Below are 21,175 nucleotides of genomic sequence, written 5' to 3' on the forward strand. Positions count from 1 at the left end.
GAGTTCACTGCCAACCTCCAGAAGAGCTTCCAGGAAGGCTCATTGGAACTCCTCGTCGGGGCGGGCGCGTCCATTGCCTCTGGCCTGCCTTCCTGGAACGAGCTCAACCGCCGGTTGTTGAGCGCCTTCCTGGCTCAGGAGTACAGCGACCTCGAGTTCCAACCCAAGGATCTGGATGTCGCCGCCCGGATCTTCGTGGACAACTTCGGCCGGGAAGCCGTGGTGGACGTCGTTCGCGACAAGCTGAGCCAGGAGCGCTACCTGGAGATGCTTCGCCAGGCCCTGTACTGGGACGGCACCAAGGATGTGAGCAGCATCCACCTGGAACTGGCCGCCCTCCTGGCTGCCGCCAAGGCCACCCCCAAGAGACTGCACGGCCTCTACACCTTCAATTTCGATGATCTGCTGGAGCGTGCGGCGGAGCGACTGCTGGGGAAGATGCCCGAGGCCATCGTGGATGGCGAGCGGCCCCCCGAGCCACACGTGGTGCACCTCCACGGCTATGTCCCCCCGGCTCCGGGCGCGACGCCGACGGGCACGGTGGTCCTCTCGGAGAAGGATTACCACGAGGCTCGCGGAGACTGGGCGAGCCGGAAGCTGGAGGATCTCTTCTTCAACGACGACAAGCGGACCGTGTTGATGGTCGGCTTGAGCCTGGCCGATCCGCGATTGCGTTGGCTGTTGCTGGAGCGCGTGAAGAGGGCGCAGCAGGGCAAACCGGTGGCCCGTGTCTACGCGCTCCTGTCGAACAGTCCACCCTCCCCAGATGCGGAACTCATGGAGCGTCTGGCCAGGAACTTCGTGCGGCGGCACCAGGACGACTTCTGGCTTTCCTGGCAGATGCACGTGCTCACCATCGAAAGCCACGACAGGGTCCCCTTCTACCTGCGGCAGATCCGGCTGGGAAGCAATGGGGGCGAGTGGGCGCGGAAGGGAGAGGAGTTCCTGCGCACCAACTCCCGGGTATTCAAGGACCTCTACACCCCAGACATCCAACGGCGTGCCGTGTCCGTGCTCATGGAGATGCAGGCCTTCTTGAAGCGCCGGTTCGCCGTCTCGAGGGACGAGGAGCTCCACATCGGGGGCTTCGTGCCGGGAGGGGGGGCCATGATCTGGTTGGGATTCCGCTATCGGGGTGGAGACGGCAAGGGCGACATCATCGATGAGGCGCATGCGGAGACGAAGCAACTGAGCGTCGCTTCACTGGAGCAGGCCCAGGGCGCTTCCGGCCGCGCGTTTCTCCTCGGTGCAACCCTTGAGGCTTCCCGGCGAAGTTCTCAGGTGTATGCCAATTTCACGGCACCGATGGTGGACGTGTGGGCGAGCGATCAGACCTTTTCTTCGCTGGTCTGCGTGCCCATCTATGACTCGGCGAAATGGGTTCCCATTGGCGTTGTCTACCTCACATCGAACCGGCAGAGCCCCTTCTGGACGGACTTGGAGTCTCAGGACTACAACGCTTTGGAGACCTTGCTCCGCAACACCTTCACCGAGGTCCTGGAGTACGCCCCTGTCTAGGCCGGGCTCGCCTCTCCGGATGGTGGCTGGTGGATGGGCATGTTAGAAGACGCATTCGGGTGTCGTGGAGGTTCGCATGAGGAAGGTCGAGCGGATCGAAGTCGATGGGATGGTCGTGGTGACGGCGGCGGACTCCTCACCTGCCGACCGGGCGAACATCCGAGCCCAGGTCAAGGCGGCCGCCCAGAAAGCACGCGCAAGGGCCGAGCAGGATCGGGTCGGGGCGGAGCAGGTACCGCTGTCCCCCGCGCCCGTGACACAGTCCTGAGCTGACCCCATTCGCGGCCGAGTCCCTCCTCATCCGACGGTTACGGCGAGGGGAGCCCGGGTGCCGAGGCAGTCAGGCTTTCGTGCGGCACCACCTGCGAGCGGCCGAAGGAGGCCTCGTAGTCCGGGGCGAGCGTGCCGAAGAGGCGGTCCCACACGAGGGTGTAGAAGCCGAAGTGGTGGGCCTGGTCCAGGTGGTGCCGGGCATGGAAGGTGGTGGTGGCCACGGCGCGCAGGCCGGGCCAGCGCACCCAGCCATCCGGGAAGGGCTCCACGCCCAGGTGTCCCAGCACTCCCCAGAGGGTGTTGAAGACGAGGTAGAGGAGCATGGCGGCCCACGAGGCCTCGTAGGCCATACACACCGCGAGCCACAGGGCGCCGAAGCCGAGCACCTCCAGCGGGCTGAGCACGAAGAGGGTGAGGGGCCGGGCCCGCTCGTAGCGGTGGTGGGGCGCGTGCAGCCAGCCGTAGAGCAGCGGCACGTGCGCGGTGCGGTGCAGCAGGTACATGCCCAGGTCCATCACCCCCACCAGCACCAGCACGTCCACCAACACGCGCGGGCCCCCGTCGAGCCGGAAGCGGATGAGCCCCTCGCGCCACAGCAGGAGGCCGGCGAAGGTCACCACCGAGTTGAGCACGACGCACACGGCGGCGAGCACCCACTCCTCCCGCTGGAGCGCGGGCGCCTCGGGGGCCACGCGGCGGTGGGCGAAGCGCCGGCGCAGCCACTCTCCCAGGGCCACGGCCACCCCCAGCACGAGCACGTTCTTGGCCAGGAAGACGAGGGCCGCCTGCCACAGCGGCACGTTGCGCAACCAATCGATGGCCGGGTCCATGTGAAGTGTTCCTTCCGCTCCGGCGCGTCCGGTGCTTGCATCCGCGAGCATGACAGACCGTGAGCAGCGCCGCACCGGCACCCGGGAGTTCGACCTCGTCCTCTTCGGCGCCACGGGGTTCACCGGCCGCCTCGTCGCCGAGTACCTCGTGAAGAAGCGCCCCGCGCTCCGCTGGGCCCTCGCGGGCCGGAGCCTGGGCAAGCTCGAGCGCGTACGCGAGGAGCTCTCCGCCCTGGAGCCCTCCGCGAAGGAGCTCCCCCTCGTGGCGGCGGACAGCATGGACCGGGCCGCCATGGACGGGCTCGCGCGGCGCACGCGCGTCGTGTGCACCACCGTGGGCCCCTATGCCCTCTATGGGAGCGCGCTGCTCGGCGCGTGTGCGGAGCAGGGCACCGACTACTGCGACCTCACCGGCGAGCCGCACTGGGTCCGGGAGATGATCGACGCCCACCACGCCCGCGCCGCCGAGACGGGGGCGCGCATCGTCCCCTCGTGCGGCTTCGACTCCATCCCGTCGGACCTCGGGGTGCTGTTGCTCCACGAGCAGCTCGCCGCGCGGGGCGGACGGCTGGCCGAGGCCCATTACCGGGTGCGGCGGATGAAGGGCGGCGCGAGCGGTGGAACGATCGCCAGCGGGCTCCACATGGCGGAGCGGATGAGTGACCCCCAGGTGCGCCGGGTGCTCGATGATCCCTACTCGCTCAACCCGGAGGGTGGGCCCCGCGTCGCCGGGCAGGAGGACTGGCTCCGCCCGCGGAAGGATGCGCGGACGGGACGGTGGCTGGCGCCGTTCTTCATGGCGGCGGTGAACACGCGCGTGGTGCGGCGGAGCAACGCGCTGCTCGGCTACGCGTATGGGCGCGAGTTCCACTACGACGAGGCGGTGGATGTGGGGCGGGGCCTCGCGGGAATGGCTCGGGCGGCGGCGACGAGCGCGGGCATGGTGCTGTCCGGAGCCGTGGCGTTCGGGCCCGTGCGGAAGCTGGCCCAGCGTTTCCTGCCCGCACCGGGCGAGGGGCCGAGCCGCGAGGAGCGGGAGAGCGGCTCGTTCGACATCGAGCTGCTCGGGGTGGGCACGGCCGGGGAGCGGGTGCTCGCGCATGTCGGGGCGAAGCAGGACCCGGGCTACGGCGCGACGTCGTGGATGCTGGGCGAGTCCGCGCTGTGCCTCGCCGAGGACGCGCTGCCGGAGCGCGGAGGGCTGCTCACCCCCGCCTCGTGCATGGGGATGAAGCTCGTCGAGCGGCTGCGCGCCGCGGGCATGACCTTCCAGGTCCAAGCCACCTGAAGACAGTTACTTCAGGGCGCCCGTCGGGCTGACGCTTCACGAAGTGGCGCCTGCTTCCGGTCCGCATGTGCGCCTGTGGAATTGGGGCTGGGGGACGGGTTCAGCAGGGCAACTGGCCGGGGGGTTCGGAGGGGACCGGCCAGTCCCCCAGCAGGTTCGCATTCCCCGGAACGTGGCTCCTGAGTCTCAGGAGAATGTCGCGAGCCCTCGTCCAGAGAATGGAGCCGCCCTCCTGGGGATCCAGGACGTGGGTGGCGTGGGGCAGGCGCGTGGCGAGGGTGGCGCCGAAGTCGGGCGAGTGCACCGTGCTGGTGTCCGCGCCGCCGTACCAGAGGTCCACCGGGATGGGGATGCGTTCCGGCTCCACCAGCCACGGGCCCAGGGCGTTGACGAGGTCCCTCGCGTACCCCTGGGCGCCCTGGGAGAAGCCCTCCCGCAGGGCCCGCTGGTATGCCGGGCCGAAGGACTCACCGAGGTAGAGCGTCCGGTCGCGCTCGCCGCTCATGCCGAGGATGAGCTGCCACAGGCCGTCCAGCGTGGCCATGCGCGCGAAGGACTGCTCGAAACCGGCGGGGTCCTGCCGGGCGGCGCGGACCATCGCGGCCACGTCGGGGTGCAGCAGTGGCGCGAGGGACGGCCAGGCGAGGTCATCCTGCCCGGAGACGAGCGCCACGGCCTTCACGAGGCCGCTGCCCGCGAGTGCCAGCGCGAACGGCGCGCCCTGGGAGAAGCCAACGGCGGTGACGTCGCGCAGGGAGTGTGCGGCGAGGAGCTGGCGCACGTCCTCCACCCAGGAGGCGAAGGTCTTCTGGGGATGCGGAGTGGACGCGCCGAGCCCGGGCCGGTCGATGGCGAGCAGCCGCATACCGAGGTCCGCGAGCTCGTTCGCGCCGAAGCCGAGCGAGCCGCTCATCGCGGCGCCGGTGCAGAACAGGACGGGGAGGCCGCTGGCGGGTCCCCACTCGGACCACGCGAGCGTGCGGCCGTCGTTCAATCGCAGGGTTGTCTGTCTTTCGGGAGGCGTCACATCCACGTTCATGAGGGGGGATGATACCGGCGGCCCCCGGCACGGCGTGCGCGAAAGAGGGTCAGCTCCGCCCGTCCGCCCGCAGGAGGGCCTCCTCCCGTTCCCCCGCCAGCAGCTCCCGGAGCTTCCCGGCTGAAGCTCTCCAGCTCATGATAGGTCGTCTGGAGCTCGACCTCGGTCACGTGCTGGGACAGCGGGCGGTCGGAGGGACCGACGGGCGTCGCGACCAGAACGCGCACGCCGATGTGGCCGGCGGAATCGAACGGGTAGGCGGAGAGCCCCACGTGGACCTGCTCCAACCGGTCGTTCCTCCAGTACCCACCGGCGAGGCCTTTCCGGGCCTCCTCGGTCAGGGGATACGCCGCGAGCGCCGAGGCGAAGTGCTCGAGTTGCGCCGCGCCGATCCAGGCGCTGCCATGCCCACTGAAGCCCTGGGAACGGACGCTGGCATGAAGCTCCCCGGTGCCGTCGTCATCCCTCTGGAACCGGAGCCGCAGTCCATCATCTGTCATGCGCGCGTCTTCCTTCCCGCACTCGCGAGGTGCGTGGGGAGGGAGCCTGGCGCACCCGTCTCCGGCTAAGCCAGTTGGAGTAGGTCCTGTCAGGGGTGCTCCCGCGGGAAAGCACGGGGCGCCTTCCGGCCGCGCGGCGTGCCGACTGGTCCAACAATCGGACCAGTTGCTCCCCCTCGCGGCCGGAACCTCCCCCTGACAGGACTTGCCCCTCCTGGCTTAGACCGGGATGCTCACGGTCAGCGTGGCTGCGGGACGCCTGCCTCGCGGGCCCATTTCCCCGGAGGCATCCCGCGTGGGGATGAGGTACGAAACGGGCACCCCGATGTCCCCGCCGACACCCCACTCCCCGTCTCCCAACACCGATGCCGCCCAGGCTCGGTCCGGTGCCCGCTCCTTCCTCCCCAGGCTGCTCCCGCGGCTGGGGTGGGTGCTCGGCCTGCTCGCGATCGCGGCGCTGGCCCGGGTGATGGCGAGGCAGCTCTTCCTCGACGGGGACACGCAGGACCTGCTCCGGTGCGCCGACGGTGTCCGGGCGTGTCTGTCCGAGGGGCGCTGGTCGGGCTGCACCGAGGCCGGCAAGTGGCCCCTGCTGCAGTACGGGCCCGCCCTCGGGGTGCGCCTCGCGGGAGGCTCGCAGGAAGACGCCGGGCGCGCGCTCGGCTCCCTGAGCCTCGCCTCCTTCTTCGGGCTGCTCGCCATGACGTGGCGGACGCTGGCCGTGCGCTCGCGCCCGGTGGCGGTGGCGGCGGTGCTCGTGCTGGCCAGTGGCCTGCTCTTCCACTACGCCACGCGCTCGTTCGGGGAGATGGTGGCCACCTTCGCCGCGGCGGCGCTGGCGGCGGCCTGGCTGCGGCGCAAGAGCCCATGGCTCCTGGCCCTGCTGGCCTTCGTCACCGGGCTCTCCAAGGAGACGGCGTTCCCGTTCATCGCCCTGCTGGGGGCCACGTGTGTCGTGGTGCACCAGCTCCCGGGCCAGCCGTGGCGCGAGCTGCTGCGCGCCGAGCGCGGGCGTCTGGTGGGCAGCGCCGCCGGTGTCCTGCTGAGCGGAGGGCTGACGGCCGCGTTCAACCTCTTCCGCTTCGGCTCGCCCGTCAACACGAGCTACCTGGTGGAGGCGAGCTGGGGCCCGCCCCTGGGCGTGCAGGTGGAGCACCTCGCCGCGCTGTGGGTGGCGCCCAACGCGGGGCTGCTCTTCTACTGGCCCTTCCTCGTGCTGCTGCTGGCCGCGCTCCCGCTGGCGGTGGCGAGGCAGCGGCGCAGCGCCACCGTGCGTCCCTCCTGGCTGCCGCTGCTGGGCGTGGCCGCGCTGGTGGGCATGCTGTGCGTCGGGCTGTCGCGCTGGTGGGCGCCGTTCGGCTGGTGGGCGTGGGGCCCGCGCCTGGTGCTGCCGTGGCTGCCGGCGGCCCTGCTGGTGCTGCTGTATGCCTATGCCCCGGCGGCCGAGTCCCTCGTGCGCCCGCTGGTGGCCACGCCGGTGCGCGCGGTGCTGCTGGCCGTGCTGCTGGCCGTGGCCTCGGTGCCGCACCTCATCAGCATCTACCGCTCCAACGAGCTGCTCAACGCCCTCTTCGTCGAGCCCGGTATGTGCCCGGGCCCGGACCTGCCCGAGCGCCGGGCCCAGGCCTGGCTCTGCCTCCGGGCCCAGGCCTGGTCCCACCCCTCGCCGCTGCTGCACGCCTACCGCATGGCGCCCGGCACGGACATGCCGAAGCGGGCGCTGCTCTACCCGGCCCTGCTGGCGCTCGGGTGCCTGTGGCTGCGGCGCTCGGCGCGCGCGCCTCAGTCGAACTTGTAGCCCTTGGGCACCACGACGATGCCGTTGTCCGTCACGGTGAAGCCGCGCGCCTTGTCGGCCACCAGGTCGTAGCCAATCCTCGCGTTGGGCGGCACGCGCACGTCCTTGTCGATGATGGCGTTCTTCACCTTGGCGTGCCGGCCGATGTCCACCTCGTCGAAGAGCACGGAGCGCTCCACCAGCGAGTAGGAATTCACCCGCACCCGGCGGAAGAGGATGCTCTCGCGCACCGTGCCGCCCGAGATGATGCAGCCTCCGGCCACCATGGAGTTGAGCGCGCGGCCCATGCGCTCGCCCGACTCGTGGACGAACTTGGCCGGGGGGCTGTACTCGACGGCGGTGCGCAGCGGCCACTCCGGGTTGAAGACGTCGAACTCCGGGTCCACCGACACCAGGTCCATCGAGGCCTCGTGGTAGGCCTCGATCGTCCCCACGTCGCGCCAGTACGTGTTGGCGCGCGTCTGTCCGGGGATGGGGTTGGAGTGAAAGTCATACGCGTGGATGTGGTAGCCATCGCGCAGCGCGCGCGGCAGCACGTCCTTGCCGAAGTCGTGCTGCGAGCCCTCGGTGCGCGCGTCCACTTCCAGCAGCTCGCTGAGCACGCGGCGGCTGAAGATGTAGTTGCCCATGCTGCACAGGGCCATCCCCGGCTTGCCCGGCATGGCCTTGGGGTCCTTGGGCTTCTCCTGGAACTCGGTGACGCGGCCGCGATCGTCCACCTGCATGACGCCGAAGCGCGTGGCGTCCGCCAGTGCCGTGGGGTAGGCCGCGATGGTGATGTCGGCGCGGTGGGCCTCGTGCTGCTCCAGCATGTGCGCCACGTTCATCTTGTAGATGTGGTCGCCGGAGAAGATGGCCACGTTGTCCGCGCGGTAGTTCTCCACCAGGTGCATGTTCTGGTAGATGGCGTCGGCCGTGCCGCGGTACCAGACGTTGCCCAGCTCCTCGTAGAGGTACATCTGCGCCGGGGCGAGCGTGATGAAGTAGTCGGCCAGCAGGCCCGAGCCGAAGCGCCAGCCGCGCTGGATGTGCTCGGTGAGCGACTGGGCCTTGAACTGCGTCAGCACGTACGTGGCGTAGACGCCCGAGTTGAGGAAGTTGCTGAGGGCGAAGTCGATGATGCGGAACTTGGACCCGAACGGGACGGCCGGCTTGGAGCGCCTGGACGTCAAGGGCGCCAGGCGTGTGCCCTGACCCCCCGCGAGAATCATCCCGAGGACGCGCTTGCGATTGTTCATGTGCTGGAGAACCCCCTACCGCGGCCCAGTATAGGGAGCTTTTCGGGAAAGGCGCGGTTTCGGACGGAGCGCCACGGAAGGGCGGCCCGCGCACCCACGCGGGGTACGAGACGCCGCGCGGCGATGTTGAGAACCCAACCCTTGCACCGCGCGCGAGAGGACAGTCCGGGCGCGGCAAGGGTTCTGACGCGCCGCCCCGATGAGCGGCCGGCCCGGGAGGCGCTCCCTGCCGGGTGGCCTCGGGCTCCCCACGTTCCCGGCCAACAACGGCTGATTCGAGGGGGAGACACCATCATGACTCGGAACAAATTCATTCTGGCCGGTCTCATCGCTGGCGCCATGGCGTTCGGGACGGCGTGCAAGTCGGACAAGGCGGCGGAGATGCCGCCGTCGGATCCTCCCGCGGAGAGCACCACGCCGCCCGCGGACCAGGGAGGTACCACCCCGCCCGCGCCGGGAGGCACGGGAGGCGCCGGTGACATGGGCCAGGACGACTTCGGCGAGCCCGTGCCCGATACGGGCGCCACGATGCCCGAGGACTACGGCGGCTCGGGCACGATGAACCCGGAGAACCCGGGGACGGGTGGCTCCGGCGACCTCATCCAGGACGATGTCATCCAGGATGACGCCACCGCTCCGACGGATGACACCGGCCTGCAGGGCGACCAGGGCGCGGGCGGCTCCGGCATGCAGGACGATCTGGGCACGGGTGGCACGGGTGGCACCGGCACCACGGACACCGGCACCACGGACACGGGGGCCGCGCAGCCGCGGGACCAGGACACCCAGGCGAAGGACAAGGACAAGGCGAAGGACAAGGACAAGAGCGGTACGGGCGGCTCGGGCCTCGAGGACGACCAGCGCTTCGAGGGGGACAGCTTCCCGAGCGACAGTGAGCGGGTGAACGAGCCCGCCGCCACGCCGCCCGCGGGCGCTCCGGTTCCGACCCCGTAACGCGCCGCGCGCCCGGCCCGAGCGGCGTGAACGAGGCAACATCGGAACAAACAAGTGCATGGGGGCGGGGCCACGCGGCGGTAGATTCGCCGCGTGGCCCATCCTCTCGCTGGCAAGCTCCCCCCCGACTCCCTCCTCATCAACCCCGAGACGCTGCGCTCCCAGTACTACTCGGAGCAGCCGGACGTGAACGTGGCCGAGCAGCGCGTGGCCTTCGGCACCTCCGGCCACCGTGGCTCGTCCGCGCGCCGCGCCTTCAACGAGGCGCACATCCTCGCGGTGACGCAGGCCGTCTGTGAGTACCGCAAGAAGGAGGGCATCGACGGCCCGCTCTTCCTCGGCATGGACACGCATGCGCTGTCCGAGCCCGCCCAGCGCTCGGCGCTCGAGGTGCTCGCCGCCCACGGCGTCCAGGTGCGCTTCACCCGCGAGGCGACGCCCACGCCGGTCATCTCGCACGCCATCCTCACCTACAACCGCGGGCGCACGCAGGGGCTGGCCGATGGCATCGTCATCACGCCCTCGCACAACCCGCCCGATGACGGGGGCATCAAGTACAACCCGCCCAACGGCGGCCCCGCCGACACCGGCATCACCGGCCAGGTCGAGAAGCGCGCCAATGAGCTGCTCGGCGCGGGCAACGCGGGGGTGCAGCGCATTCCCTACGAGCGCGCCCTCACCGCCTCCACCGTGAAGACGTATGACTTCATCACCCCGTATGTCGAGGACCTCGGCAACGTGGTGGACCTGGACGTGGTGCGCGGGGCGAAGCTGTCCATCGGCGCGGATCCGCTGGGCGGCTCCAACCTCGCCTACTGGGAGCCCATCGCCGCGCGCTATGGCCTGTCCATCCAGGTGGTGAACAAGACGGTGGACCCGACCTTCCGCTTCATGCGCGTGGACCACGACGGCAAGATTCGCATGGACTGCTCGTCGCCCTACGCCATGGCCGGCCTGGTCGAGCTCAAGGACCGCTACGACATCGCCTTCGGCAACGACACGGACTCGGACCGGCACGGCATCGTCACCCGCAGCGTGGGGCTGATGAATCCCAACCACTACCTGTCCGTGGCCATCAGCTACCTCTACCGCAACCGTCCGGGTTGGAAGCCCGGCACGGGCGTGGGCAAGACGCTGGTGAGCAGCAGCATGATCGATCGCGTGGGCAAGGACCTCGGCCTGCGCGTCGTCGAGGTGCCCGTGGGCTTCAAGTGGTTCGTGGACGGGCTGCTCGAGGGCTCGCTCGGCTTCGGCGGCGAGGAGAGCGCGGGCGCCTCGTTCCTGCGCAGGGATGGCACCGTCTGGTCCACCGACAAGGACGGCATCATCCTCGACTTGCTGGCGGCGGAGATTCTCGCGCGCACGGGCAAGGATCCGGGCGTGCACTACCAGGAGCTGACGCGGAAGTTCGGCGCGCCGCTCTACACGCGCATCGATCAGCCGGCCACGGCGGCGCAGAAGTCGGCGCTCAAGAAGCTGTCGCCGGACGCGGTGCGCGCCACCACGCTCGCGGGCGAGCCCATCCTCCAGCGCCTCACGAAGGCGCCCGGCAACAACGCGGACATCGGCGGGCTCAAGGTGGTGACGGAGAACGGCTGGTTCGCCGCGCGGCCCTCGGGCACCGAGGACGTGTACAAGATCTACGCGGAGAGCTTCCGCGACGCGAAGCACCTGGAGTCCATCGTCGAGGAGGCGCGCAAGATTGTCGGCGACGCCTTCGCGCGAGGCTGAGCCCGGGGATGATTCGCGAGGCGCGGGCGGAGGACGCGGGCGTCCTCCCCACGCCCCTACTGGGCCAGCTCGTCCAGCACCTCGGAGAGGGCGGTGGCGCTGAGCGCGCGATCGAACCAGCGGTCCAGGGTGGCGCCGTCGGTGCAGGTGAGGATGTGCTGCCGGGACGCCTCGTCGACGTGCACGCCGCGCTTGGTGAGAATCCGGAGCACCGCCTCGGCACGCTCTTGGAGGCGTCCCTCCTCCCGGCCCGCCGCCAGACCCTCTTGTCGGCCCTCTTGGAGCCCCCGCTCGATCATTTCCTCGGCCCAGGTTCCCATCAACTCCTCCGCTCGTTGCCCATCCACCAACGAATGTAACACCCGCCTCGCCGCTGTGTGGACGGCCTTGCCCTCGGTCCACACCCGGTAACGGATGACCACCACCAGATGCTCGGCCCCCTCGGGGTCCGCCTGTACCTGGGCGAACAGTGCCACCCAGTCCGGCAGCTTCCGGGCAAGTTCCCCGGTCCGTCCGTAGCGCAGCACCAGCCAGGCCAATCGAGCCAGCGGCGGGCCCGGGCGCACCCTCAACGCCTCTTCCCGCTCAGCCGTCAGGTCATCGAGCAGGTACTCGAAACGCGGCACCAGGGCTCGCCACCGCTCCCGCTGCTCCTCTCCTGCTGGCAGGTCGAAGAGTTCCTCCACCCGGCGTGGCGCCGTCCAGGTGCCCTCGGGCCCGTGGTACATGACGAGCGGGATGATGAGCGGGAGCACCTGGCTCTTTGGATGCTCCTGACGCCAGCGCTCCACCTGGCGCACCACGTAGCGCAGCATCCTCAGTGCCATCCACCGGTCCACCGTCGACTGGTGCTCCAGCAGCACATAGAGCAGCAACGGGTGGCCCGTCTGCAGGCGCGCCGTGAAGAGCAGATCGCTCTCGGTCTCCCGCAGTTCCGGGTCCACGACGGAGACGGGCTCTCGCTTCAAGGACGACCAGTCCACCTCGGAGACGACATGGGAGGGCAGTACGGCGCGCAGCTCGGCGGCGGCCCGCTCGGGGTGGCCGAAGGTATAGCGGGCGAAGAGATCATGCAGTCCAGACATGGCCAGCCATGCCCCGAGCATTTCACGGGCCAGGGGCGCCACGTGGGGTGCGCGCCAGCCGTGGACGTCCACCTCCGCCCCGGCCGTCCAGTATGATCGCGAAGGACGGCGTGCTGGCGAAGACGAAGGGCTTCGAGCTGTCGGCGGCGCGGCTGGAGCACTCGGTGGACACGTTCGGCTTCCGGCTCGAGGAGCACGCGCGGGTGCAGCTCATTCCCAGCCGGCTCGCGGAGCATGGGCTGTCGGGGCCGCGCGTCGGGGAGCTGCAGCGGCGGGGCGTGGTCGAGGTGGAGGGCCGCACCGTGCGCCTGGAGGACGTGGGCGAGAAGCGGGAGGGCCAGTCCTTCGCGTTCATCATGGACACTCGGCCGTGTGCGAACGCCGGGAAGCTCGCGGAGGGGGTGGACCTGCTGGTGTGCGAGTCGACGTACCTCGACAGTGAGCGCGAGGAGGCGCACAGCCACTTCCACATGACAGCGCGTCAGGCGGCGGAAGTGGCATGGAAGGCGGGGGCCCGGCGGCTCGTGCTCACGCACTTCTCGCAGCGCTACGAGGACACGGCGGCGTTCGTGCAGGAGGCGCAGGTGCTGGTCCAGGACGTGGTGGCGGTGCGGGACCTGGACCACGTCGAGGTGCCCAAGCGCGTCCGGGCGGAGTGAGCCGCGGCCTTGGCCCGCTAAATGCTGTGGCCTGGTTGGCCATGTCTGGACTGCATGACCTCTTCGCCCGTTACACCTTTGGCCATCCCGAGCGGGCCGCTGCGGAACTGCGTGCCGTGTTGCCCGCGCACGTCGTCTCCGAGGTGGACTGGTCGTCCTTGAAGCGGGAGCCCGTCTCCGTGGTGGACCCGGAGCTGCGAGAGACCGAGAGCGATCTGCTCTTCACGGCTCGGCTGCGCACGGGCCACCCGCTGCTGCTGTACGTGCTGCTCGAACACCAATCCTCGGTGGATGGGTGGATGGCGCTGAGGATGCTGCGCTACGTGGTGCGCCAGGTGGAGCGCTGGCGTCAGGAGCATCCGAAGAGCCAGGTGCTCCCGCTCATCATCCCGCTCGTCATGTACCACGGGCCCGAGGGCACCTGGACGGCGCCGCGCCGGGTGGAGGATCTCTTCGCTCTGCCAGAAGGAGAGGAGCAGCGGGAGCGGTGGCGAGCGCTGGTGCCGCGTTTCGAGTACCTGCTCGATGACCTGACGGCCGAGCGCGAAGAGGCGCTGAGGGCGCGTTCCGGCCCGCCCCTGGCCCGGCTGGCCTGGCTGGTATTGCGCTACGGACGAACCGGAGAACTGGCCCGGAAGCTGCCGGACTGGGTGGCGCTCTTCGCTCAGGTGCAGGCGGGCCCCGAAGGCGCCGAGCATCTGGTGGTGGTCATCCGTTACCTGCAGTGGACCGAGGGCAAGGGCGTCCACACAGCGGCGAGGCGGGTGTTACATTCGGTGCTGGACCGGCAACGAGCGGAGGAACTGATGGGAAGCTGGGCCGAGGAAATGATCGAGGAGGGAGTCCGGAAGGGTCTGGAGAAAGGCCTGGAGAAAGGCCTGGAGAAAGGCCTGGAGAAAGGCCTGGCGAGGGGCCGGGAGGAGGGGCGGCTCCAAGGGCGTGCCGAGGCGGTGCTCCGGATTCTCACCAGGCGGGGCGTGCAGGTCGACGAGGCGTCCCGGCAGCACATCCTGTCCTGCACGGATGGGGAGGCCCTGGACCGCTGGTTCGATCGCGCCCTGAACGCCACCACCCTGTCCGAGGTGCTGGACGGTCCGGCCCAGTAGCGCAGCCCCTCCGGACGCGGGGCTCAGCCTTCGCGGAGGCGCTCGGGGTGGGTGTACACGTTGAAGCGCCCGTTGCGCACGAAGGTGGCGAGCGTGATTCCCGCGCGCTCGGCCAGGTCGATGGCGAGTGAGCTCGCGGCCGAGACGCTGGCCACGAAGGGGCACCGGGCCATGGCCGCCTTCTGGATGATCTCGAAGCTGACGCGCCCGCTCACCACGAGCACGGTGGGGCGCATCGCGGCCGGCTGCGAGGCCCGCGCCGAGCGCAACCCCTGCTCGAGCACCAGCGCGCCCACCACCTTGTCCACGGCGTTGTGACGGCCCACGTCCTCGAAGGCGGCGAGCACCGTGCCCCGCTCGTCGAGCGCGGCGGCGGCATGGACTCCGCCGGTGCGGGCGAAGTTGGGCTGCACGGCGCGCAGGTGCCCGGTGGCGTGGGCGAGCACCGAGGCGGGAAGCTCCGGGCCCGGCGGCACGGGGCTGCACGTGGCCATCAAATCCTCCACGCTGCGCCGGCCGCACACGCCACAGGCCGCGGTGGTCAGCGTGCCGCGCTTCGTGGCGCCCATGCGCTCCAGGTCGATGACGAGCCCGGGGGCGGGAGTCACCTCGACGGTGTTGCCGTAGCCCTCCTCGCCGGGCCTGCCGCAGTGGGCGAGGCCTCCCAGGTCCTCGGCCGAGTGGATGAGGCCCTCGGCGAAGAGGAAGCCGGTGACGAGGTACCGGTCCGCGCCCGGGGTGCGCATGGTGACGGCCACCGTGTCCCCGCTGATGCGGATGTCGAGCGGCTCCTCGAGGGCCACGCTGTCCGGCTCATCGGGCGCGAGCTGACCATCCGCGGTGTAGCGCCGCACGGGCCGCCGCGTGACGCCCGGGGGCAGGGGGGCCAGGTGTCTGTCCTCGCTCATCGCGACAGCACTCCGTCCCGCAGGCACTGCTGGAGGAAGGTGGCAATGGCTTGCACCTCCTCCGGGCCAAAGCGTGGCATTCCCTCGGGCACCTCGGCCTCGCCCACCACCGCGAGCACGTCCCGCCGCTCCGCCGCGAGCAGTGGCCCCAGCCCCTCGCGCCACACCTCCAGCTTGGGCAGCGGCCCCTGCTTCCACCCCTCGACGAGCACCAGGTCCACCGTGTCGGTGAAGCGCTCGAGCAGGGCCAGCACCGCTCCGGGAGGCTCGGGAAAGGTGAGCTGCACGCCGGCCGGGTTGGCGAAGGCGACGAAGGCGGCACCGGACTCCGCGTAGCGCGCGGTGTCACTGCCCTCGCGGTGCAGCGGGTGCGCGTCGGACGAGTGCTTCACCACCCCCACGCGCAGGCCCCGCTGGCGCAGCTCGGGCACCAGCCGCGTGAGGAGCGTCGTCTTCCCCGAGCCGGACCAGCCCACCACGGCGAGGGCGGGCGGACGCCTCACGGCTCCACCGGGAGGAAGCGGGGACGGTCGAAGCGCTCGAAGTCCACCTCGTCTCCGAAGACGAAGTCGGCGCGGCCCGGGGGGAGGACGGCGTAGCCCTCGGCGGCGATGTTCTGCAGGTGCTGCCCGGCGCCGTGCACGCGCATCCGGGTCCACACCTGTCCGTCGTCGCTCGTCTCCAGGGTGCCGGTGATGAGGTAGGTGAAGCCGGCCTGCTTGTGGCGCTCGGCGTCGAGCCGGACCCGGACGCGCTGGCGCTCCTCGGAGACGCCCTGGTAGCGCAGCAGCAGGGGCCGGGCGAACTGGTCGAAGGCGACGGTGGCGGCGCCGGGGGTGCCGGGGAGCACGACGACGGTGGTGGTGCCGAGCCTCGCCACGGCCACGGGCTTGCCGGGCTTGAGGGCCACGCCGTCCACGAGGAACGAGGCGCCCAGCCCGGCGAGGAGGCCCTTCACGCGGTCCTTGTCGCCCACGGAGGCGCCGCCGGTGGTGATGAGCACATCGGTGCCCTGGGCGAGCCGCTGGAGGGCCGAGCGCAGCATCTCGTCCTCATCGCGGGCGCGCTCCTGGGCCACCACCCGGGCACCGGCCTCGAGGGCCATGGCGGCGACGAGGATGAGGTTGCTCTCGTACACCTGGTGGGGCAGGGCGGGGGCGCCGGGAGGCACCAGCTCGTCCCCGGTGGCGAGCACGGCGACGCGGGGCAGCGGACGCACGAGGACATGGGTGTCGCCCATGGAGGCGAGCACGCCGAGCATGGAGGCCTCGACGCGCTGTCCGGCTCGGAGCAGGGGCATGCCCTCGAGGATGTCCTCTCCGGTGGGGCGGATGTCCTTGCCGGGCGGAACGCTGACACAGACATCGACGAGCCCCTCGGCGGGGACGAGGGTGGCCTCCTGGCGGACGATGGCGGTGGCACCCTGGGGAAGGGGAGCGCCGGTGAAGATGCGCGAGGCCTCGCCGGACTGGAGGGAGCGCGAGGGCAGGTGGCCGGCGTAGATGGTGTCGACGACGCGCAGGCGGGCGGGCCGGTCGCGGTTGGAGCCGGAGGTGTCCTCGGCGCGGACGGCATAGCCATCCATGGCGGAGACGGGGCAGCCGGGGAGCGAGCGCGAGGCGACGACGTCCTGGGCGAGGAAGCGGCCGAGGGCCTCCAGGAGGGGGACGCGCGTGGGGGACGCGGGGCGGAGCGCGTCGAGCGCGGCCTTCCGGGCGGTGGCGAGCGGGGTGAGGGACATGTCGCCCAGGGAGCTTTAGCGCAAGGGTGGGGCGTGTGGGGGCCGGAGTGAAGGTAGCCTCCGCCAGCGGACGGAGCACGGGGAGCGCGGAGGCGCGAGGAGGCTCGGCGTGAGCGATAGGGAACGAAGCGGGCCGGAGTACCCGGAGGTGACGCTGGCGGTCATCGCGGGCGGGAGGGGCGAGCGGCTGGGCGGGGTGGCGAAGGGCCTGCTGGAGGTGGAGGGCCGGCCGGTGCTGGCGCGGGTGCTGGAGCTGGGGCGGCTGTGCGGGGACGCGCTGCTGGTGGCGAACGACTCGCGGCCCTACACGCGTTTCCACCTGCGGACGGTGGAGGACGTGGTGCGCGGCAGGGGCGCGCCGGGAGGGGTGCACGCGGCCCTGGTGGGGGCGAGGACGGAGTGGGTGCTGGCGGTGGCGTGCGACATGCCCTTCATCGCGGAGGCGGCGGTGCGGGTGCTGCTGCGGGCGCGGGAGCCGGAGGTGGACGCGGTGTGCTTCACGGTGGGGGGCCGGGTGGAGCCGTTGCTGGCGCTGTACCGGAGGACGCTGGCGGACGCGTGGGGCGAAGCCCTGAAGACAGAGGAGCCCTCGCTGAGAACCCTGCTGTCCCGTGTCCGGACGAAGCTGCTCGCCGAGGACGCACTGAGAGCGGTGGACGCGGAGCTGCGCTCGGTGGTGAGCGTGAACACGCCGGAGGACCTGGCGCGCCACAACGCCACGCTCCCCGTTGCTCCCAAATGAGCAACCACTCCTGAGCAACCACCCCGCGAGCAATCACCCCTCGCCCCCCGGGAGAGGGACGGGGTGAGGGTATGCGTCCCCCGGGTCGCATCCACCCGAGGCCCCGCACTCACTCCGGTCCGCACTCGGGAAGCGCCCATCCCTCGTAGCCCTGGGAGGTCGGGTAGACCACCTGTCCCTCGCTCACCCATCGCGGGGGCTCGTCATCGGCTTCGTTCTGGAGCAGGAGCCATTCGGAGCTGCGCAAGAGCCTGCCCTGGGCATCGTGGACGCGGAAGAAGGCCCGCGAGCTGAAGAGGCGGAAGAAGCGGCTGCTGGCCGAATTCTCTCCCAGGGAGGGAACGTAGGTCGTGATGGAGCAAGTGCGGCTGGGGTTCCAGTCCACGCCCAGCACCTCGGCGCGTTGGGCGGCCACTCGTTTCAGGTACAGGTAGTAACCCACCGGCGGAGCCACGAGCAGCAGCAGCAGCCCTCCCCCGAGCACGAAGCGGAGCGGACGGGCTCCCATCACTTGCCCTTTCTGCCCAGGTACTCGTCGAAGTCGATGCTGCCGAGGTGCACGAGGATGGAGACCGGAACGCGCTTGACCGTGGAGAAGGCGATGAAATCACCGCCCTTGCCGGTGCGGCGGCGGTGCTCATTGAAGCTGTCGTTCGTCACCTTGAAATCCCAGGGCTTCCAGCCGCTCCATGAGGACGATCAGCCCGGGCGAGAGCTGGTCGAGCGCGTTCTTGACCCGGCCGACCCGCCCATTGAACTCGTAGACGTCGGAGAAGCTCCTCGACCACCGACTTCACGGTGGGGCCCACGCGCTTGGACTTCTCCAGCCACTCGAAGGGCAGGTCCTCCATGCGGTGCGCCTTGTCCAACAGGCGTGCGTCCTTGCGGCCCGTCTTGAAGTCCATGGGCAGCTCGAAGGCGGGGCCGTTGAACCACCTGCGCATGAAGCGCGGGCCCTGCACGGCTCCGAGCTTGTCCATGATGGCGGGGATCTGCGTGATGTCGAACCCGGAGCCCGCGGCGGCCTGGGCCTGCGGCGGGGGGGCCTGCGTCACCGGTGCCTTGGCGAGGAGCGGGGAGGTCAGGTTGCCGGTGAAGGCTTGCAGTGGGGGCTCGGACCGCTGCTGCTGGCACTTGATGCACATGAGCGGCGGCATTCCATGGGGGCAGAACGTCTTCGTGCTCATGGCCACCCACGCTGCCACACCCTTCGAGCCGGCGGGAAGAGCATCCCCCCGGGTCGCATCCACCCGAGGCCCCGCTTCGCCTGTCCGTGCACCGGGCCAACACGCGGCGCGAGCCGGAAAAGGGGGGCTCCCCGAGAGGCACAGGGGTGGTTACCCGAGGCGGCGAGGTGCACCCTCTATAAGGAGGGGAACAGGGGGTGCGCCATGACGACGAAGAGTTCCCACGTCACGATCAACCATGAGGAGATCCGCCAGTGGGCGGAGCTGCGCTGTGGGCGGCCCTCGATGGTGACGGGGACGGGGGAGGAGGGCCATGCGGGCATCCTGCGGATCGACTTCCCGGGCTACGGGGGCCGGGGGACGCTGGAGCCCATCAGCTGGGACGAGTTCTTCGAGAAGTTCGAGGAGAACAAGCTGGCGCTCGTGTACTCGGCGCATGCGCACGGGCACCGGAGCAACTTCAACAAGTTCATCGCGCGCGAGACGGTGGACCTGAAGACGGGCGAGAAGGTGGGCCCCTCGCGCCATCGCCGCAAGCAGGCGGAAGCCGTGGCGAAGCCCTCCTCCACGCGGCGGCGCCCGGCCCGGAGTGCCCCGGCGGCGAGTGGTGAGCGCCGGGCGCCTCGGAGCGCGGCGGCGCGGACGGCCCACGAGCCGGCGGGTCCGGGCGATCGCACCCCACCAGGGCGCGGGTCTCCGCCCGCGGGACGCGGCACGCAGCGGGGCGGGGCGAGGCAGAGCCCCGAGCGGCGGGGCACCAGTCGGGGTGGCGGCTCGCGCGGCAGATGAGGCCTGGCCCGTACTCCCCGCCTCGGCGCCTCCACTCTGGGTACGTGACTTCAGTGATTCTTTAAAATTACACCCCCGGAAAGGTCCGCAACTCAGGTAACGTGCGTTCTCACCCAGGCGTCGCTCCGGGTGGAGCGGGCGAGGGGGGTGCGGCCTCTATGAGTCGATTGAAGGACAAGGTGGCCCTCGTGACGGGGGCGGCTTCGGGAATCGGGCGGGCCACGGCGAAGCTGTTCGGCCGGGAGGGCGCGCGGGTGGTGGTCACGGACATCTCGCCCGCGGGCGAGCAGGTGGCGCAGGAGATCCGCGCGGCGGGAGGGCTGGCCTTCTTCGTGGTGCACGACGTCACGGACGAGGTGACGTGGCAGAAGGTGATGGCGCGCACGGTGGACGTGTATGGCCGGCTGGAGGTGCTGGTGAACAACGCGGGCATCGCCATTTCGCGCTCGGTGGCGGAGATGTCCATGGCCGAGTGGCGCGAGCAGATGGCGGTGAACCTGGACGCCGTCTTCCTGGGCACCAAGTACGCGGTGCGCACCATGCGCCTGGGCAAGCGCGGGGGCTCCATCATCAACGTGGCCTCGGTGTCGGGGCTGGTGGGCAGTCCCGGGACGGCGGCCTACTCGGCGAGCAAGGGAGGGGTGCGCATGCTCACCAAGGCGGTGGCCATGGAGTGCGCGCCCGACAGCATCCGGGTCAACGCGGTGTTCCCGGGCGGGGTGCGCACGCCCATCTGGCAGAACGCGGACTGGTGGGACGGCTTCGTCCAGCAGGTGGGCAGCGAGGACGAGGCGTGGAAGAAGCTCGAGGGCGCCTCGCCGCTGGGCCGCATGGGCGAGCCCGAGGACATCGCCGAGGCCATCGTCTACCTGGCCTCGGACGCCTCGCGCTACGTCACCGGCACCGAGCTCGTGGTGGACGGCGGCTACACCGCGCGCTGAGGTTGCCCGCCGCCTCGAGTGAGTGCCCCTCCCCCTAGGGCTGCCAGAGGCCGTGTTGCACGTCACCCTGGATGACGATGGCGAAGCTTCCCCTCCGCCCCTGTCGGGTCGGAGGGTAGGCAACGAGGGCGCCCTGGTTTTCGGCCTCCTTCACTGCTCGTTGGATGTCGTCCACCGCGAAGTAGGTCCGGAGGATGGGCGCCTCGTGCGCGGCCAGGGGCTTGCGAATGCCCACCAGGGTTCCATCCCGCGCTGTCGCGACACGGGCCTGCCCGAGGTCCGCATCCGGAGGACCGAAGGAGAGACCGTGCACGCGCTCGTAGAGCCCACAGAGGGCGTCGGCGTCGTTGCTGACGATTTCCAGGTAGTGAATGGCCTTCATCGAAGTTCCCTCTGTCCCGGTGTCGGGCCCCGGCCGTTGAGCGGACCGGCACCCCAGGGAACCCGACATTACCGCCACTGCCATCAGCGCCGCACCAGCCCACACGCGTTTGAACACGACATCCTCCTCTCGTTCGCAGTCTTCCGGGTCTTGCCAGGGACGTCGACCGGGAAGTGTCGGACCTGCGCGCGCGTTCCCACCCCCGGGCTGGACCACTCGCCGAGCGGAGCCAACCCCGCCCCGGAGCAGATACATTCGCAGCACATGCGGATGCTCCCCCCAAGCAGGTGGGGAGGAGAGGAGCGTGAGGCGCCCCCAAGGAGGAGCAGAGGATGGGAGAGTGGCGCCTGCGGCAGGGGCGAGGCAGCAGCAGAGGAAGGAGAGGACGCCGCCAGTAGACTTTCGCGGGGCTGCTGCGCAGGACAGTCGCGGTGGACGTGTTGGCCTGCGTCAGGTGTGGAGGCAG

General features: G+C 70.4%; 23 protein-coding genes. 11 read left to right on the top strand and 12 right to left on the bottom strand.

Annotated elements, in window-relative coordinates; translation table 11 throughout:
• The first annotated feature begins 42 nt into the window (after positions 1-42).
• The gene (locus ACN28I_RS30680; RefSeq protein WP_420945466.1) at positions 43-1,518 is read left to right on the top strand and encodes an SIR2 family protein; all 1,476 of its coding nucleotides are present in this window, start codon (positions 43-45) and stop codon (positions 1,516-1,518) included.
• A gap of 76 nt (positions 1,519-1,594) precedes the next feature.
• A complete protein-coding gene (locus ACN28I_RS30685; protein ID WP_420945467.1) occupies positions 1,595-1,786 on the top strand; it encodes a hypothetical protein in 192 nt (63 codons plus the stop codon).
• Between the two features lie 40 nt (positions 1,787-1,826).
• Here ACN28I_RS30685 and ACN28I_RS30690 read toward each other — a convergent pair whose 3' ends face one another.
• Positions 1,827-2,621 carry a sterol desaturase family protein gene (locus ACN28I_RS30690; protein ID WP_420945468.1) on the bottom strand — a complete coding sequence of 265 codons (795 nt, stop codon included), beginning with the start codon at positions 2,619-2,621 and terminating at the stop codon, positions 1,827-1,829.
• A gap of 49 nt (positions 2,622-2,670) precedes the next feature.
• On the opposite strand from ACN28I_RS30690, the gene ACN28I_RS30695 reads away from it, so the two are divergent.
• Positions 2,671-3,909 carry a saccharopine dehydrogenase family protein gene (locus ACN28I_RS30695; protein ID WP_420945469.1) on the top strand — a complete coding sequence of 413 codons (1,239 nt, stop codon included), beginning with the start codon at positions 2,671-2,673 and terminating at the stop codon, positions 3,907-3,909.
• A 100-nt stretch (positions 3,910-4,009) separates the two neighbouring features.
• Here the strand turns inward: ACN28I_RS30695 and ACN28I_RS30700 are convergent, their stop codons facing one another.
• Both ACN28I_RS30700 and ACN28I_RS30705 read right to left on the bottom strand, forming a co-directional pair.
• Positions 4,010-4,903, bottom strand: coding sequence for an alpha/beta fold hydrolase (locus tag ACN28I_RS30700; protein ID WP_420945470.1), 894 nt, complete (start codon positions 4,901-4,903; stop codon positions 4,010-4,012).
• Between the two features lie 41 nt (positions 4,904-4,944).
• A complete protein-coding gene (locus ACN28I_RS30705) occupies positions 4,945-5,448 on the bottom strand; it encodes a hypothetical protein (protein ID WP_420945471.1) in 504 nt (167 codons plus the stop codon).
• Between the two features lie 301 nt (positions 5,449-5,749).
• Here ACN28I_RS30705 and ACN28I_RS30710 point away from each other — a divergent pair, with 301 nt between their 5' ends.
• Positions 5,750-7,246, top strand: coding sequence for a hypothetical protein (locus ACN28I_RS30710; RefSeq protein ID WP_420945472.1), 1,497 nt, complete (start codon positions 5,750-5,752; stop codon positions 7,244-7,246).
• Here the strand turns inward: ACN28I_RS30710 and glgC are convergent.
• A complete protein-coding gene (glgC, locus tag ACN28I_RS30715; RefSeq protein WP_420945473.1) occupies positions 7,231-8,484 on the bottom strand; it encodes a glucose-1-phosphate adenylyltransferase in 1,254 nt (417 codons plus the stop codon). The genes ACN28I_RS30710 and glgC overlap by 16 nt on opposite strands.
• A 294-nt stretch (positions 8,485-8,778) precedes the next feature.
• Here glgC and ACN28I_RS30720 point away from each other — a divergent pair, with 294 nt between their 5' ends.
• Positions 8,779-9,438, top strand: a complete 660-nt coding sequence (locus ACN28I_RS30720; protein WP_420945474.1) for a hypothetical protein — start codon at positions 8,779-8,781, stop codon at positions 9,436-9,438.
• 93 nt (positions 9,439-9,531) lie between these two features.
• The gene (gene pgm / locus ACN28I_RS30725) at positions 9,532-11,169 is read left to right on the top strand and encodes a phosphoglucomutase (alpha-D-glucose-1,6-bisphosphate-dependent) (protein WP_420945475.1); all 1,638 of its coding nucleotides are present in this window, start codon (positions 9,532-9,534) and stop codon (positions 11,167-11,169) included.
• Positions 11,170-11,225: 56 nt separating this feature from the next.
• Here pgm and ACN28I_RS30730 read toward each other — a convergent pair whose 3' ends face one another.
• On the bottom strand, positions 11,226-12,254 hold the full coding sequence (locus tag ACN28I_RS30730) for an Rpn family recombination-promoting nuclease/putative transposase (protein WP_420945476.1): 1,029 nt from the start codon (positions 12,252-12,254) through the stop codon (positions 11,226-11,228).
• A 92-nt stretch (positions 12,255-12,346) separates the two neighbouring features.
• Here ACN28I_RS30730 and ACN28I_RS30735 point away from each other — a divergent pair, with 92 nt between their 5' ends.
• Both ACN28I_RS30735 and ACN28I_RS30740 read left to right on the top strand, forming a co-directional pair.
• Positions 12,347-12,913, top strand: a complete 567-nt coding sequence (locus tag ACN28I_RS30735; protein WP_420945477.1) for an MBL fold metallo-hydrolase — start codon at positions 12,347-12,349, stop codon at positions 12,911-12,913.
• A 41-nt stretch (positions 12,914-12,954) separates the two neighbouring features.
• The gene (locus ACN28I_RS30740) at positions 12,955-14,019 is read left to right on the top strand and encodes an Rpn family recombination-promoting nuclease/putative transposase (protein WP_420945478.1); all 1,065 of its coding nucleotides are present in this window, start codon (positions 12,955-12,957) and stop codon (positions 14,017-14,019) included.
• A 23-nt stretch (positions 14,020-14,042) separates the two neighbouring features.
• Here the strand turns inward: ACN28I_RS30740 and fdhD are convergent, their stop codons facing one another.
• The 3 genes from fdhD to glp are packed head-to-tail and all read right to left on the bottom strand — an operon-like array spanning position 14,043 to position 16,668.
• A complete protein-coding gene (gene fdhD / locus ACN28I_RS30745; RefSeq protein WP_420945479.1) occupies positions 14,043-14,927 on the bottom strand; it encodes a formate dehydrogenase accessory sulfurtransferase FdhD in 885 nt (294 codons plus the stop codon).
• Entirely contained in the window at positions 14,924-15,430 is a 507-nt protein-coding gene (gene mobB, locus ACN28I_RS30750) for a molybdopterin-guanine dinucleotide biosynthesis protein B (RefSeq protein ID WP_420945480.1), read from the bottom strand. The genes fdhD and mobB overlap by 4 nt, the downstream gene beginning before the upstream one ends.
• Positions 15,427-16,668 carry a gephyrin-like molybdotransferase Glp gene (glp, locus tag ACN28I_RS30755; RefSeq protein WP_420945481.1) on the bottom strand — a complete coding sequence of 414 codons (1,242 nt, stop codon included), beginning with the start codon at positions 16,666-16,668 and terminating at the stop codon, positions 15,427-15,429. The genes mobB and glp overlap by 4 nt, the downstream gene beginning before the upstream one ends.
• A 109-nt stretch (positions 16,669-16,777) precedes the next feature.
• Here glp and mobA point away from each other — a divergent pair, with 109 nt between their 5' ends.
• Positions 16,778-17,410: a molybdenum cofactor guanylyltransferase gene (mobA, locus tag ACN28I_RS30760; protein ID WP_420945482.1), complete on the top strand. Its 633-nt coding sequence runs from the start codon at positions 16,778-16,780 to the stop codon at positions 17,408-17,410.
• A 109-nt stretch (positions 17,411-17,519) separates the two neighbouring features.
• Here mobA and ACN28I_RS30765 read toward each other — a convergent pair whose 3' ends face one another.
• Genes ACN28I_RS30765 through ACN28I_RS30775 form a run of 3 tightly spaced genes read right to left on the bottom strand, consistent with a single transcriptional unit; the run spans position 17,520 to position 18,597 of the window.
• Positions 17,520-17,918 carry a hypothetical protein gene (locus tag ACN28I_RS30765; RefSeq protein ID WP_420945483.1) on the bottom strand — a complete coding sequence of 133 codons (399 nt, stop codon included), beginning with the start codon at positions 17,916-17,918 and terminating at the stop codon, positions 17,520-17,522.
• On the bottom strand, positions 17,918-18,070 hold the full coding sequence (locus ACN28I_RS30770) for a DUF6402 family protein (protein WP_420945484.1): 153 nt from the start codon (positions 18,068-18,070) through the stop codon (positions 17,918-17,920). The genes ACN28I_RS30765 and ACN28I_RS30770 overlap by 1 nt, the downstream gene beginning before the upstream one ends.
• Complete coding sequence (locus ACN28I_RS30775; RefSeq protein WP_420945485.1) at positions 18,067-18,597, bottom strand: DUF6402 family protein; 531 nt, start codon at positions 18,595-18,597, stop codon at positions 18,067-18,069. The genes ACN28I_RS30770 and ACN28I_RS30775 overlap by 4 nt, the downstream gene beginning before the upstream one ends.
• Before the next feature lie 204 nt (positions 18,598-18,801).
• On the opposite strand from ACN28I_RS30775, the gene ACN28I_RS30780 reads away from it, so the two are divergent.
• Entirely contained in the window at positions 18,802-19,386 is a 585-nt protein-coding gene (locus tag ACN28I_RS30780) for a hypothetical protein (RefSeq protein WP_420945486.1), read from the top strand.
• 158 nt (positions 19,387-19,544) lie between these two features.
• Entirely contained in the window at positions 19,545-20,327 is a 783-nt protein-coding gene (locus ACN28I_RS30785; protein ID WP_420945487.1) for an SDR family NAD(P)-dependent oxidoreductase, read from the top strand.
• A 34-nt stretch (positions 20,328-20,361) separates the two neighbouring features.
• On the opposite strand, the gene ACN28I_RS30790 is transcribed toward ACN28I_RS30785, so the two are convergent.
• Positions 20,362-20,709 carry a VOC family protein gene (locus tag ACN28I_RS30790; protein ID WP_420945488.1) on the bottom strand — a complete coding sequence of 116 codons (348 nt, stop codon included), beginning with the start codon at positions 20,707-20,709 and terminating at the stop codon, positions 20,362-20,364.
• Positions 20,710-21,175: the final 466 nt, after the last annotated feature.

This window comes from Archangium gephyra (assembly GCF_049060025.1).
Lineage (GTDB): Bacteria > Myxococcota > Myxococcia > Myxococcales > Myxococcaceae > Archangium > Archangium gephyra_A.

What these genes read in the sequence shown, in the direction of transcription:
- ACN28I_RS30740 (WP_420945478.1), top strand. Translation starts at nt 12,955, where the DNA reads ATGTCTGGACTGCATGACCTCTTCGCCCGTTACACCTTTGGCCATCCC.
- ACN28I_RS30685 (WP_420945467.1), top strand. Translation starts at nt 1,595, where the DNA reads ATGAGGAAGGTCGAGCGGATCGAAGTCGATGGGATGGTCGTGGTGACG.
- ACN28I_RS30690 (WP_420945468.1), bottom strand. Translation starts at nt 2,621, where the DNA reads ATGGACCCGGCCATCGATTGGTTGCGCAACGTGCCGCTGTGGCAGGCG.
- fdhD (WP_420945479.1), bottom strand. Translation starts at nt 14,927, where the DNA reads ATGAGCGAGGACAGACACCTGGCCCCCCTGCCCCCGGGCGTCACGCGG.
- ACN28I_RS30790 (WP_420945488.1), bottom strand. Translation starts at nt 20,709, where the DNA reads ATGAAGGCCATTCACTACCTGGAAATCGTCAGCAACGACGCCGACGCC.
- ACN28I_RS30775 (WP_420945485.1), bottom strand. Translation starts at nt 18,597, where the DNA reads ATGAGCACGAAGACGTTCTGCCCCCATGGAATGCCGCCGCTCATGTGC.
- glp (WP_420945481.1), bottom strand. Translation starts at nt 16,668, where the DNA reads ATGTCCCTCACCCCGCTCGCCACCGCCCGGAAGGCCGCGCTCGACGCG.
- glgC (WP_420945473.1), bottom strand. Translation starts at nt 8,484, where the DNA reads ATGAACAATCGCAAGCGCGTCCTCGGGATGATTCTCGCGGGGGGTCAG.
- ACN28I_RS30765 (WP_420945483.1), bottom strand. Translation starts at nt 17,918, where the DNA reads ATGGGAGCCCGTCCGCTCCGCTTCGTGCTCGGGGGAGGGCTGCTGCTG.
- ACN28I_RS30730 (WP_420945476.1), bottom strand. Translation starts at nt 12,254, where the DNA reads ATGTCTGGACTGCATGATCTCTTCGCCCGCTATACCTTCGGCCACCCC.
- ACN28I_RS30720 (WP_420945474.1), top strand. Translation starts at nt 8,779, where the DNA reads ATGACTCGGAACAAATTCATTCTGGCCGGTCTCATCGCTGGCGCCATG.
- ACN28I_RS30735 (WP_420945477.1), top strand. Translation starts at nt 12,347, where the DNA reads ATGATCGCGAAGGACGGCGTGCTGGCGAAGACGAAGGGCTTCGAGCTG.
- ACN28I_RS30695 (WP_420945469.1), top strand. Translation starts at nt 2,671, where the DNA reads ATGACAGACCGTGAGCAGCGCCGCACCGGCACCCGGGAGTTCGACCTC.
- ACN28I_RS30780 (WP_420945486.1), top strand. Translation starts at nt 18,802, where the DNA reads ATGACGACGAAGAGTTCCCACGTCACGATCAACCATGAGGAGATCCGC.
- ACN28I_RS30785 (WP_420945487.1), top strand. Translation starts at nt 19,545, where the DNA reads ATGAGTCGATTGAAGGACAAGGTGGCCCTCGTGACGGGGGCGGCTTCG.
- ACN28I_RS30710 (WP_420945472.1), top strand. Translation starts at nt 5,750, where the DNA reads ATGAGGTACGAAACGGGCACCCCGATGTCCCCGCCGACACCCCACTCC.
- ACN28I_RS30705 (WP_420945471.1), bottom strand. Translation starts at nt 5,448, where the DNA reads ATGACAGATGATGGACTGCGGCTCCGGTTCCAGAGGGATGACGACGGC.